We start from the raw sequence: 12,643 nt of genomic DNA on the forward strand, positions 1-12,643 counted from the left end.
CGCCGGGCGCCGTTACACTTCGTTGGCTCTTTTCCTTGAGGCGAAAGCAGGATCCTTGTCTTCGGACGACTTTTCCGCCGAGCTCGCCCGCGAGCAGGCGTACGTCACCACCCTCTACGCGAAGCTCGACGCCGAGCGCCTCGAAGCCCAGCGCCGCCTCGACGAGACGCTGCGGCAGACCGGCGGCACCCCGCAGGCCCGCACCGAGCGGGACGTCGCCACCACCCTCTACACCGACCGGCTCGCCCAGCTCGGCTCGGTCGAGCAGGGCCTCGCCTTCGGGCGGCTCGACTTCCTCCCCGAGAGCGCCGAGGAGACCACCTACATCGGCAGGCTCGGGCTGTTCGACGAAGACGACGACTACCGGCCGCTGCTGGTCGACTGGCGGGCGCCGGTCGCGCGGCCGTTCTACCTGGCCACCGCCGCGTCACCCGAAGGGGTGCGGCGGCGACGGCACCTGCGGTCGCTGAGCCGCAAGGTCACCGGGTTCGACGACGAAATCCTCGACCTCACCGCCGCCGACCAGGGCCAGGACCTCGGCCTGGCCGGCGAAGCCGCGCTGCTGGCCGCGCTGGAGCAGCGGCGCACCGGCGAGATGAGCGACATCGTCGCGACCATCCAGGCCGAGCAGGACCGCATCATCCGCGCCCCGCTCGGCGGCGTCATGGTCGTGCAGGGCGGCCCCGGCACGGGCAAGACCGCCGTGGCGCTGCACCGCGCGGCCTACCTGCTCTACACGCACCGCCAGCAGCTCACCACCCGCGGCGTGCTCGTCGTCGGCCCGAACAGCACGTTCCTGCGCTACATCGGCCAGGTGCTGCCGTCGCTGGGCGAGACCGGCGTGCTGCTCGCCACCATCGGCCGGCTCTACCCCGGCCTGGACGCCGACGGCACGGAACCCCGCGCGACCACCGAGGTCAAGGGCCGGCTGGTGATGGCGGAGGTGCTGGCCAACGCCGTCCGCGACCGCCAGCGCGTGCCCGAGCCGGTGCTGGAGATCGAGTACGAGCACGACGTCCTGCGGCTGGACCGCAAGACGTGCACCGACGCCCGCACCCGCGCCCGCCGGTCGCGGCGCCCGCACAACCCGGCGCGGCGCCTGTTCGTCTCCGACGTGCTCGACGCGCTGACCCGCCAGGCCGCCCGCAAGCTGGGGGAGGACCTCTTGGACGGGCAGGACCTGGCCGACATCCGCGCCGAGCTGGCCGCCGACGACCAGGTCGCCGCCGCGCTGGATTCCCTGTGGCCCGTGCTGAGCCCGGAAGGCGTGCTGGACGACCTGTTCGCCGACCGCGAACGGCTCGACAGCGCCGCCCGCAAGCTGCTTTCGCCCGAAGAGCGGGCCCTCCTGGAGAGCGGCCGGGACGCCCGCTGGACCCCGGCCGACGTGCCGCTGCTCGACGAGCTGGCGGAGCTGATCGGCGTCGACGACACCGAGGCCCGCGTCGAGCGCAAACGCCGTGAGCGTGAGGAACGCGCGTACGCCGAGGGCGTGCTCGACATCCTCGAGCAGGACGAAGAGATCATCGACGAGGAGCTGCTGCGCGTCTCCGACGTCCTCGACGCCGAGCTGTTCGCCGAACGCCAGCAGGAGCGCAGCGAGCTGACCGCCGCCCAGCGGGCCGCGCAGGACCGGACCTGGACGTTCGGGCACGTGATCGTCGACGAGGCCCAGGAGCTCTCGGCGATGGACTGGCGGCTGCTGATGCGGCGCACGCCGAACCGGTCGATGACGCTGGTCGGCGACGTCGCCCAGACCGGCGCGGCGGGCGGGGCCCGGTCGTGGGGCGAGGTGCTCTCGCCGTACGTCGAGGACCGCTGGCGGCTGGAGCAGCTGACCGTGAACTACCGCACGCCTGCCGAGATCATGGCGGTCGCGGCGCGGGTGCTCGCCGAGGTGTCGCCGGAGCTGTCGGCGCCGTCGTCGGTGCGGGAGACCGGGGTGCCGCCGTGGTCGGTGCGCCCGGTGTCCCTCGAGGCGGAGCTGCCCGGCCTGGTGACCCGCGAGCTGTCCGAAGTGGACGGCGGCACGGTGGCGGTGCTGGTGCCCGCCGGCCGGTTCGCCGAGGTGTCGGCGCTGCTCGGCTCGCACGACGAACGGCTGAGCGTGCTGACGGTCGAGCGGTCGAAGGGCCTGGAGTTCGACTCGGTGGTGCTGGTCGCGCCGGACGAGGTCGTCGCGGGCTCGCCGCGGGGGCTCAACGACCTGTACGTGGCCCTGACGCGGGCGACCCGGCGGCTCGGCGTGGTCCGGACCGGTGACGAGGTGCCGGCACTCTCCGTGCTTGGCTAGGGTGCCCGGCATGCAGAACATCGGGAAGATCGTGGTCGTCGCCGCGGCGGCGCTGTCGCTGGCCGCGTGCGGACAGCAGGACAAGACCCAGACGGCCGCCCCGGCGGGACCGCAGGTCCCGTCGTCGACCGCCGCTCAGGCGCCCCAGAGCAAGGGCCGCGAGTGCACCGCGGACGACGTCAAGACGACGGGCAAGTTCGGCGAGGTGCCGACGATCACCATCCCGGACGACTGCGACCCGCCGAAGAAGCTGATCACGAAGGACCTGTCCGATGGCACCGGCGAGCCGGCCAAGGCCGGGCAGAAGCTCAGCATGAACTACCTGCTGGTGACCTGGTCGGACAAGCAGAAGCTGGACAGCTCCTTCGACCGCGGCAAGACGTTCGACCTGAACCTGGGCGCGGGCGAGGTCATCCCGGGCTGGGACCAGGGCCTGACGGGCATCAAGCAGGGCGGCCGCCGGCTGCTGATCATCCCGCCGGACCTCGCCTACCGCGAGGGCGGCAACGGCATCAAGCCGAACGAGACGCTGGTGTTCGTCACCGACGCGGTGGCGGTCGGCGCGGCCTGACGAGCGCGGAAGAAGGCCGCCCGGGGATGCTCCGGGCGGCCTTCGCGCGTGTCAGGGGATGAGCAGCACCTTGCCGGTGGTGCGGCGGCCCTGCAGGTCCTCGTGGGCCTTGCGGGCGTCGGCCAGCGGGTAGGTGCCGCCGATGCGGACGGTGAGCTCGCCCGCGAGGATGGCGTCGAACAGCTCCTTCGACCGCCAGTCGATCTCCTCGCGCGTGCGCGTGTAGTGCACGGACGTCGGGCGGGTCAGGTAGAGCGAGCCGCCGGAGTTGAGGCGCTGCGGGTCCAGGGGCGGCACCGGGCCGCTGGCGGCGCCGAAGAGCGCGAGCAGGCCGCGGACCTTCAGGCTGGCCAGGCTGCCGTCGACGGTGTCCTTGCCGACGCCGTCGTAGACGACGTCGACGCCTTCGCCGTCCGTCAGCTCGCGGGTGAGCTTGGCGAAGTCGTCCCGGTCGTACCGGATGACCTCGTCGGCGCCGGCTTCGCGGGCGAGCTTCGCCTTCTCCTCGGTCGACACGGTGCCGATCACCCGGGCGCCGCGCGCCTTCGCCAGCTGCACCAGGAGCAGGCCGACCCCGCCGGCGGCCGCGTGCACCAGCACGTCGTGGCCCGGCTTGACCTCGAAGGTGGACGCGACCAGGTAGTGCGCGGTGATGCCCTGCAGCATGGTCGCGGCGGCGGTCTCGAGCGAGACGCCTTCGGGAACCCGCACCGCGACCGACGCCGGGAGGAGCTTCCGGGCCGCGTAGCTGCCGATCGACCCCTGCCAGGCGACCCGGTCGCCGGGCGCGAAGCCGGTGTCCGCGCCCGCTTCGACGACGGTGCCGGCGCCTTCGAGGCCGGGCACGAACGGCAGCTCCATCGGGTAGATGCCCTGGCGCTGGTAGGTGTCGATGTAGTTGACCCCGGCCGCGGCGACGTCGACCAGCAGTTCGCCGGCCCCCGGGGCGCGGACGTCCACTTCGGCCGGTTCGAGCACTTCCGGGCCGCCGGTCTTCGTCACCTGCACTGCGGTGGGCATGGGTCCTCCTCGGGTCGCGGTTCTCCCGGTGCAACTATGGCCGAGGCCACGCTGTTCCGCGTTCCGGCCGGTTCTTGGTTATCGTGCTGTCCGTGGCTGAAAACGAAGAGACCGTCGTCCCGCCGTCCGGCGCGCAGCTGGCCGCGGCCCGCAAGTTCGTGAAGGCGCACGGCAAGCCGTCCCGAGCGGTGGTGGAGAACATCGGCCGCGCGGGCGCCCGGGTGGTCCTGGTCGGAGCCGACGGAGCCCTCGGCGACGTGGTGGTGCCCTCGGTGGCCACGGGCGAGGCGCTGGTCGAGGCGACCGAGGACCTGACCCCGGCGACGTGGGACGCGGAGACGGTGCGAGCGACGAAGATCGGCCCGGAGCACCGCCGCAAGATGGCGGGCAAGTGAGCCCCACGGCGGTCCTGGTCAGCTGCGCCGAGCTCCCGTCGGGCGACGGCGACGACGACGTGCTGCTGCCGGCGTTGTCTTCGCTGGGTTTTTCGGTCTCGTGGGCACCGTGGGATTCGTCGTTCGACTTTTCGTCGGCGGACGCGGTGATCCTGCGGGCGACCTGGGATTACGCGTCCCGTCGGCCGGAGTTCCTGTCGTGGTGTTCGTCGGTGCCGTCGCTGTTCAACTCCGGCGACGTGGTGCGGTGGAACACGGACAAGTCGTACCTGGTGGAGCTGTCGGACGCGGGTGTGGCGGTGGTGCGGACATCGCTGGTCCCACCGGGTTCTGAGCCTGCGTTTCCGTCGTCGGAGTTCGTGGTGAAGCCGTCGGTGGGGGCGGGCTCGCGGGGTGCGGGCCGCTTCGCGGCATCGGCGGTGGCTGCGGCTTCCGCGCACGTGGCCGGCCTGCACGCCGAGGGGCAGACGGCGTTGATCCAGCCGTACCAGTCCAGTGTGGACGCCTCGGGTGAGCTGGCTCTGGTGTACGTCGGGGGAATTTATTCCCATGCGTTCACGAAGGGCGCGATGCTGGGGTCCACAATGGATCCTTCGGGGCTGTACCTGACGGAGAAGCTGGCCCCGGCTTCGCCGCCGGCTGATGCGGTGGCGCTGGCTGAGGATGTCCTCGATGCGGCTTCGGCGTTGTTGGGGATTCTGCGGGCTGAGCTGTTGTACGCGCGGGTGGATCTGGTGCGCGGGGTGGATGGGAAGCCGTTGCTGCTGGAGCTGGAGCTGACGGAGCCGTCGCTGGGGTTCCGGCAGGCGGACCCGGAGGCCCCGGTGAGGTTCGCCTCGGCGGTGCGGCAGCAGCTGGCGTAGTCACCGGGCGGCTCGAAGGGCCACCAGAGCCAGCGCGACGACCGCGCCCATGGCGGTTACGGCCAGCGAGCCGGTGACCATGTAGAGCCCACCGATCCCGGCGAAGCCGGCTTTGATCAGTTCACGCAAACTGCGGCCGTCGTCCTGCCGGGGCGACGGCGTTCCTGATCTGCCGTCGACGTCCTTGGCCATTGTTCTACCCCTCTTGATGGTGTACTAGTACGCCTAGGGCAATGGTGACCGGTGACCGGCCGGACCGGAAATGATCTTTTGTTTTCGGGGCGAGTTTCTCGTCGTCGAACGGCTGCCGATACTCGGTTCGCCGTTGTCCGGGCTTGCCGGGGAATTGTCGATCATTGTCGGTGGAGGATTCCGTGACCATCCCGACGGACCGAGAGCGCGTCGCCGAGGTGGCTTCACCCGCGGAGGTCGAAGACGCGCTGCGGTGGCTGGCGATCCGCAAAGACGGAGAGCCCCTGCGGTTTCTCCGCTACGCGATCGAAGAGCCGGGGAGCAAGTCGGCCGCCACACTCCGCTCTCTGGTGGCTCCAGTCGCGGTGTTGTCCGCTGAGCCACCCGAATCGCGCGCGTTCGCCGTGCTGGGGCTGATCGCCGACGAGATCGGCAAGCTCGGCTCCGCGGGGGATTCCCGTCGCCGCAACACGCTGATGGCGGCGTTCCGGATCCCGCCGGCCCCCGGCGAGACCACTTGGAAGCCGACGCTGGACGATCGTTTCAAGCAGTTGATGCGGCTGCGCGGTGTCTTCGGCGATCCGCCGCCCAGCACGACCACCCCGATGCACAAGGCCTGGCGGCGGGCTGTCGGTGACCTGGCCGGGTGCCTCGCGGAGAAATTGGCTTCGCTGGACGAGCCGGGCTGGCGGTTCTACATCGACATCGGACGCGCGGTGCGGCAGGTCGCGAGCGACCAGCGCGTCGGCTGGCGGGCGCGGGCAGCCTCCAAGGGCGCGCAGCCGGTATTCGTGGAACGCATGATCGTCACGGTGGTGATGCACCGCAAAACGGCCCAGCGCCGGATAACCGAGCGTGACATAGTCGCCTGCGAGGACGGCGTCGACGGCTATCACGTGCACGCACTGACCGGCTGGTCACACGAGCCGGAAGAGATCCCGGTGACGGCTCTGTGGGCGTGTCGGCTGGTCACTTCACCCGGAGTGCATCCTGGTGACCCTGTGCAGGTCTGTCTGCGCTTCCGCAGGCCGCTTCGCCGGGGCGAGCGGTACACCTTCGTGTCGGAGGCGCTCGACGGCGAACTGGCCGAGCAGCGTGAGTGGATCAACGTCGACGTCGATCACCACGGTATTGCACCCGGCATGTGCGCTCGGGATGGCAGGCCGATCGCCGGTCTGACGATGCAGATCGCCTTCGATGAGAAATGCATACCCGAGGCTTGCTGGTGGTACGCGGAGCAGACTGAATACGAACGGAGGTGCCGACCTCCTGACGGTGACCCGCACTTGCTGCCCGTCGAAGATGGATTTGTGCGGCACACCTTTATCGAAGGGTGTCACCCGCGAGAGACCTACGGGATCGCATTCCGGTGGAAGCCCTCGTAACCAAAGTGGTTCACCCTAGTTACGAGGTTCCGTTGTCTGTAGTGAGTTGATCAGTTACCGGTGTTGCCGCCGCCACCACGTGGTTTGACCGGATTGGTGGTGTCCGGGATCGGCGTGGCCTCGATCGGTGCGCCCTTGGGAAGGGGGACAGGCGACGCGATGGTCGGTGTCTTGATGGGTGCTGGCTTGGGGACCGAAGTCGCGAATTCCTGCGCCAATTTCGCTGGTGCCGCGTAGGCCGCTACCGCTGGTGTGGGTGCTGCATTGGCGGGGTTCGGCGAGAGGATTGCCGCTATCGCTGATAGGGTCAGCACAAAAGCCGCCGCACGCATTTTCCTTTTTTTCAACCAGTGGCTGAATTTTTTATACATGGGCTCACGCTAGAGGTGAGGTGGTCGACACGATCGAGAGCTCCGCCTCTCATTCGTGTCAGCGGCGCAGCATTAAGATGTTTCTGGCGATCTCTATGGCTAAGCGCTTGCCTGCGCCCGCTTCGCGGCCAGCCGATCCATCCGCGGCCACCGCACGTCCTTCGCCCACCCGAACCGCTCGAACGCCCAGATCACCCGAGCCGAAACATCCACCTGCCCCCGCAACACCCCGTGCCGCGCACAAGTCGGGTCAGCGTGGTGCGAGTTGTGCCAAGACTCACCCATCGACAACAACGCCAACGGCCAGAAGTTCGCCGCCTTGTCGCGGCTGGCGAAAGGCCGTTCCCCGATCAGGTGGCACACCGAATTCACCGACCACGTCACGTGGTGCAGGAACGCGATCCGCACCAGCCCCGCCCAGAAGAACGCCGTCACCACGCCCCACCACGACCACGAAATCAGCCCGCCCAGCACCGCCGGCAGGGCCAAGCTCAACGTGATCCACAGCCAGAAATACCGGTTCACCCAGCGCACGTCCGCGTCCGCCACCAGGTCCGGGGCGAACCGGTCCGCGTTGGTCACCTCGCGGCCGAACATCCACCCCATGTGCGCGTGCCAGAAGCCGCGCAGCAGTGCCGATGGGGATGTGCCGAACAGCCACGGCGAGTGCGGGTCGCCCTCTCGGTCGGCGAAGGCGTGGTGGCGGCGGTGGCTCGCCACCCAGAAGATCACCGAACCCTGGACCGCCATGCTGCCCGCGATCGCCAGCACCACGCGCAGCGGCCGGGACGCCTTGAACGCGCCGTGGGTGAAGTAGCGGTGGAAACCGACCGTCACGCCGAGCGTGGCGAACACGTAGAACCCCGCCGCGAGGATCAGGTCGATCCACGTCATGCCCCAGCCCCACACCAGGGGGACCGCGATCAGGAGCGCCGCGAACGGCACCAGCAGGAAGGTCTTGAGCACGATCATCTCGCCGGTGCCGCGTCGGTGGGAGATGAGCGGCTTGGGCGCGGTGCGCGACGTCATGGCGCGAACAGTAGCTCACGCACCGGACGGCCACGCCGACGCGGAGTTAAGGCCGCGTAGCCGTCAGGCGGCCGTGAGCTCCTTCGGCGCCGCCGTCAGCGACGTCACCGGGCCGCGGTCGCGGCTGCCCGTCCACAGCGACGCCGTCGCGATGATGACCGCCATCGCGCCCAACACGTGGAACGACACCATCGCCTCCGGCACGCCCAGCGCGTACTGCAGCGAACCGAGCCCGCCCTGCGCGACGGCGACCACCCAGACCACCGTGTAGCGCCGCCAGAGGCCCTTCGGGGCGCCGATGCGCAGCAGCTGCAGGCCGAACACCGCCAGCAGCAGCAGGTAGAGCACCAGCAGTCCGCCGTGGACCTGGGCCAGCGCCTCCACCGGGGCGTCGAGGCGGTGCGTGTTGATGTCACCGCTGTGCGGGCCCGCGCCGGTCACCGTGGTGCCCGCCGCCAGCACCAGCCACATGACGGCGGCGAGCAGGACCAGGATCGTGCGGCCGGCCGGCGGGACCAGCAGGCGCGGGGGCTCGTCGCCTTCGCGGAACGCGCGCAGCAGCAGGACGGCCAGCCAGACGAGCGGGGTCGTCGCGAGGAAGTGGATCGCGACCGTCCACCACTCCAGCTTCGCGAGCACCGTGAGGCCGCCGACGACGGCCTGCAGCACGACGCCGCCGGGCATCGTCCAGGCCAGCTTGACCAGGCGCTTGCGCTCCGGGTGGTCGATCTGCACGCGCCACGCCGTGATGACCGCGACGGCGGCGACCAGGACGACGACGAAGGTCAGCAGCCGGTTGCCGAACTCGATCCACTGGTTGAGCGCGTCGATCCCGGAGTCGTGCTTAGGCACCAGGCTGCCGGCCACGCACTGCGGCCAGGTCGGGCAGCCGAGCCCGGACCCGGTGACGCGCACGATGGACCCGGTGACGCCGATCAGCGCCTGCGCGACGACGGCGGCGATCCCGACGGCCCGCTGCACGGCGGCGGAGGGAAACGGCAGGCGGGCGACGAGGCTGGTGAACGGCACGGCATCGATGGTAGAGCGCGCGGAAATCACGCTTCCGGCAGGTCCGGACGCTCAGAGTGCGGGGACGGCCGCAAGGGACCTAGGTCACTTGGTTGCCGGGATCCCGGACGGTCTCTCGAGGGATCGCCGAGATCTGGCGGTGGAAAGGCTCAGGTGAGCTTCGTCGTCCGCGAAGCCACCGCGCCCGCAATCGCCGCCCACACCGCCAAGACCACCATCGGCCCCGGAGCGAACGAACCGTCCACCAACGCCGTCCGCATCCCCTCCGCCAGCGCCCCCGACGGCAGCAGCTCCACCACGCGCGCCAGCCCCGACGGCAACGAAGACGGCGCCAGCAGGATGCCGCCCGCCAGCAGGAGCACGAACCACACGATGTTCGCCAGGGCCAGCACCGCCTCGGCGCGCAACGCCCCGCCCAGCAGAACGCCCAGTGCTCCGAACGCCAACGTCCCCAGCACCAGCAGCAACACCGCCGAGACCAGTCCCGCGAGGGAAGGCGACCACCCCAGGAACGCCGCCACCACGCCGATGATCACCGACTGCAGGACCACGACCACCAGCGCCGCCGCCAGGCGGCCCGCCACCAGCAGCCACCGCGGCAACGCCGTTGCCGACAAGCGCTTCAACACCCCGTAACGCCGGTCGAAGCCCAGCGCGATCGCCTGGCCGGTGAACGCCGACGACATCACCGCCAGCGCCAGGATCCGGGGCGTGATCCAGTCCACCCGGGGAACCGCGCCCAGCGAAGACGCCGGCAGGATGTCCAAAAGGGACAGCCCGATCAGCAGCGCCAGCGGGATCAGCAGGGTCAGCAGCACCTGCTCTCCGTGGCGCAGCGTCAAACTCACCTCGACGCGGGCGTGCGTGCGCAGCATCCGGCCCAGTGAGCCGCGGCCGGGGGCCGGCGTGAAAGTGCCGGGAGCGAATGTCATGCCCGCAGCTCCCGTCCGGTCAGCTCCAGGAAGACCTCTTCCAGCGTCCGCTTGCCCACCTGCAGCTCCTCCGGCAGCACGCCCTGCTGCGCGCACCACGCCGTCACCGTCGACACCACCTGGGGGTCGACCGAGCCCACCACCACGTACGTCCCCGGCGCCGACTCGCGCACCGCGTAACCCTCCGGCAGCGCCGCCGCCAGCAAAGCCGTGTCGAGCCGGGTTCTGGCCTTGAAGCGCAGGCCCGCGTTGCCCGTCTCGTCCACCGTCAACGTCTGCGGCGCGCCCGACACCACCACCTTGCCGTGGTCGACGATCACCACCGTGTCGGCCAGTGCCTCGGCCTCCTCCATCAGGTGCGTGGTCAGCAGCACCGAGACGCCGTCGCGGCGCAACGCCGACAGCAGGTCCCACACCAGGCGCCGGGCCTGGGGGTCCATGCCCGCCGTCGGCTCGTCGAGGAACACCAGTTCGGGCCGCCCGACCAGGGCGCACGCCAGCGACAGCCGCTGCTGCTGGCCGCCGGAGAGGCGCTTGAACGGGGTGCGGCGGACCGGGGCCAGCCCGAGGACGTCCAGCAGCCACGCCGGGTCGAGCGGGGTCGCCGCGCAGGAGGCCACCAGGCCCAGCATCTCGTCGGCGCGGACACCCGGGTACGCGCCGCCGCCCTGGGGCATGATGCCGACGCGGGGACGCAGCGCCGCGGACTCGCGGACCGGGTCGAGGCCGAGCACGCGCACCGAACCCGCGTCAGGTTTCGAGAACCCTTCGCAGACCTCGACGGTGGTGGTCTTGCCGGCCCCGTTCGGGCCGAGCAGGGCGAGCAGGCTGCCGCGCTCCATCCGCAGGTCGAGGCCGTCGACCGCGCGGGTGGAGCCGTAGCTTTTGACCAGCCCGCTGATCTCGACGGCAGGGACACTCACATCGGGTCACGATACGGCGTCGACCGGCTCGGGCACCCGCGGGGACGGCTTGGCGAGCAACACGGGAGCGAGCCGCCGCACGACCAGCATTCCCGCGCCGCAGACGACGATCGCCGCGACGTAGGCGAACGGCAGCACGTACGGGCGCCCGTCGAAGGTGCTGCCGGTCGGCGGCAGCAGGAACGGCAGGGCGGCCGACAGCACCGCCGCCGCCACCCGGAACCGCGACGTCCCGGCCGCGGCGGCGAGCGGGATCACCGCCCAGAGCACGTACCAGGGCTGCAGGTTGATCTGCAGGATCATCACCGCCCCCATGGAGACCCCGAGCCCGATGATCGGCCGGTAGCGCCACTTGAAGCTGTCCCAGAGGAACTTGAAGGTGATCCCGACGGCGACCAGGTAGCCCAGCGCGCCGAGGATCGGGACCAGCGCGTTCGTGTGGTTGCCCAGGCCCAGCGCGATGCCGAGGACGCCGGAGAGGTTGGCCAGCTCCGCGGTGGGGGAGATCCAGGACCGGACCAGCCCGGGCGTGTTGAACGTCGCCCCGACCCAGCCGAAGCCGAGCCCGGTGCCGAAGCAGACGGCGACCAGCACCACGCCGAACCACACCGCCATCGGCGCGCCGGCCAGGAACAGGTCCTTCAGCCGCCCGTGCCAGCGCCGCGCCACCATCACCGCGAAGAACGGCAGCGCGAACACCGCGGGCAGCTTCACCGCCACGCCCAGGGTGATGATCGCGACGCCCAGCCCGATGTAGAGCAGTTCCCCGCGGGCCAGCGGGGGCGGGGTGTCGCCCTTCACCCGGATCGGCAGCCGCCGGATGCCGATCTCCAGCCCGGCGAGCATCAGGCCGACGGCCAGCGAGTCGTTGTGGGCGCCGGCCACGAAGTGGAAGATCAGCAGCGGGTTCAGGGCGCCGAGCCACAGCGCCGTCGCCGGCTGCACGCCGAAGCGGCGGGCCAGCCGGGGCAGCGCCCAGACGATGAGGATGACGCCGGCGAGCGCGAGCAGCCGCTGCAGCAGCACGCCGACGGCGATGCTGTTGCCCGCCAGGGGCGCCAGCCAGCCGCCCAGGCGCAGCACCAGCGGTCCGTACGGGGCCGGCGTCTCGCGCCACATGTTCGACACGCCCGCGGTGAACGGGTCCGCGACGCCGAGCGCCTGCGCCGGGCCGAGGACGTACGGGTCCATGCCGCGGTGCACGATCTCGCTCTGCGCGAGGTAGCTGTAGACGTCGCGGGAGAACAGCGGCGGGATGACCAGCAGGGGCAGCACCCACAGCGCCGTGGTGCGCGCGAGCTGGCCCTGCGAGGCCAGCCGCTCCCGGCTGGGCTGGGCGAACCGGCCGAGCATCAGCCAGCTGAGCACCAGGATGCCCATCCCGGAGATGGCGATGGCCAGCGAGACCGTCGGGATCCGGGTGAACAGCCGCAGGACCGGGATCTCCTGCACCGGGTTGATCACCGGGGCGGCGCCGGCGCCGAGGGAGCCGAGGGCGAGGAACAGCGAGCCGACCGTGCCGAAGCGCCGGACCACGTTCAGGCCGCGCTGCTCGGCGGGCTCGAGGGGGAGCGGTTCGCGGGGGCGGACGGGCGAGAGCGTCACGGGGTGGGCACTGCCGGTTTCGAGCCGTGCCACTT

At 70.8% G+C, this 12,643-nt stretch carries 13 protein-coding genes; 5 read left to right on the forward strand and 8 right to left on the reverse strand.

Translation table 11 applies throughout. The features are described 5' to 3' along the window. The first annotated feature begins 55 nt into the window (after window positions 1-55). Together ABZX11_RS16320 and ABZX11_RS16325 are read left to right on the forward strand one after the other, a co-directional pair. Entirely contained in the window at window positions 56-2,293 is a 2,238-nt protein-coding gene (locus ABZX11_RS16320; protein WP_354913658.1) for an AAA family ATPase, read from the forward strand. Window positions 2,294-2,303: 10 nt separating this feature from the next. Then, window positions 2,304-2,864, forward strand: coding sequence for an FKBP-type peptidyl-prolyl cis-trans isomerase (locus ABZX11_RS16325; RefSeq protein ID WP_176176287.1), 561 nt, complete (start codon window positions 2,304-2,306; stop codon window positions 2,862-2,864). A gap of 51 nt (window positions 2,865-2,915) precedes the next feature. On the opposite strand, the gene ABZX11_RS16330 is transcribed toward ABZX11_RS16325, so the two are convergent. After that, entirely contained in the window at window positions 2,916-3,884 is a 969-nt protein-coding gene (locus ABZX11_RS16330) for a quinone oxidoreductase (RefSeq protein ID WP_176176288.1), read from the reverse strand. An 86-nt stretch (window positions 3,885-3,970) separates the two neighbouring features. Here ABZX11_RS16330 and ABZX11_RS16335 point away from each other — a divergent pair, with 86 nt between their 5' ends. Further along, window positions 3,971-4,279: a hypothetical protein gene (locus ABZX11_RS16335; RefSeq protein ID WP_176178294.1), complete on the forward strand. Its 309-nt coding sequence runs from the start codon at window positions 3,971-3,973 to the stop codon at window positions 4,277-4,279. After that, a complete protein-coding gene (locus ABZX11_RS16340) occupies window positions 4,276-5,142 on the forward strand; it encodes a hypothetical protein (protein ID WP_354913661.1) in 867 nt (288 codons plus the stop codon). Before ABZX11_RS16335 ends, ABZX11_RS16340 begins: the two co-directional genes overlap by 4 nt. Here the strand turns inward: ABZX11_RS16340 and ABZX11_RS16345 are convergent, their stop codons facing one another. After that, on the reverse strand, window positions 5,143-5,334 hold the full coding sequence (locus tag ABZX11_RS16345) for a hypothetical protein (protein WP_354913663.1): 192 nt from the start codon (window positions 5,332-5,334) through the stop codon (window positions 5,143-5,145). A 182-nt stretch (window positions 5,335-5,516) separates the two neighbouring features. Here ABZX11_RS16345 and ABZX11_RS16350 point away from each other — a divergent pair, with 182 nt between their 5' ends. Next, window positions 5,517-6,719, forward strand: a complete 1,203-nt coding sequence (locus tag ABZX11_RS16350; RefSeq protein ID WP_354913665.1) for a hypothetical protein — start codon at window positions 5,517-5,519, stop codon at window positions 6,717-6,719. 50 nt (window positions 6,720-6,769) lie between these two features. Here ABZX11_RS16350 and ABZX11_RS16355 read toward each other — a convergent pair whose 3' ends face one another. The 6 genes from ABZX11_RS16355 to mptB form a co-directional block, all read right to left on the reverse strand. Beyond that, window positions 6,770-7,090, reverse strand: coding sequence for a hypothetical protein (locus tag ABZX11_RS16355; protein WP_354913667.1), 321 nt, complete (start codon window positions 7,088-7,090; stop codon window positions 6,770-6,772). 99 nt (window positions 7,091-7,189) lie between these two features. Further along, a complete protein-coding gene (locus ABZX11_RS16360) occupies window positions 7,190-8,119 on the reverse strand; it encodes an acyl-CoA desaturase (RefSeq protein ID WP_354913669.1) in 930 nt (309 codons plus the stop codon). Window positions 8,120-8,182: 63 nt separating this feature from the next. After that, entirely contained in the window at window positions 8,183-9,148 is a 966-nt protein-coding gene (locus ABZX11_RS16365; RefSeq protein WP_176176293.1) for a COX15/CtaA family protein, read from the reverse strand. A 149-nt stretch (window positions 9,149-9,297) separates the two neighbouring features. Further along, window positions 9,298-10,080: an ABC transporter permease gene (locus tag ABZX11_RS16370; RefSeq protein WP_354913671.1), complete on the reverse strand. Its 783-nt coding sequence runs from the start codon at window positions 10,078-10,080 to the stop codon at window positions 9,298-9,300. Continuing rightward, window positions 10,077-11,003, reverse strand: a complete 927-nt coding sequence (locus tag ABZX11_RS16375) for an ABC transporter ATP-binding protein (RefSeq protein WP_176176296.1) — start codon at window positions 11,001-11,003, stop codon at window positions 10,077-10,079. Before ABZX11_RS16375 ends, ABZX11_RS16370 begins: the two co-directional genes overlap by 4 nt. A gap of 6 nt (window positions 11,004-11,009) precedes the next feature. Further along, window positions 11,010-12,641 (reverse strand): polyprenol phosphomannose-dependent alpha 1,6 mannosyltransferase MptB, encoded by a 1,632-nt coding sequence (gene mptB / locus ABZX11_RS16380; protein ID WP_176176297.1) that lies wholly within the window; start codon window positions 12,639-12,641, stop codon window positions 11,010-11,012. Between the last annotated feature and the right edge of the window lie 2 nt (window positions 12,642-12,643).

Source organism: Amycolatopsis sp. NPDC004169, assembly GCF_040610315.1.
Lineage (GTDB): Bacteria > Actinomycetota > Actinomycetes > Mycobacteriales > Pseudonocardiaceae > Amycolatopsis.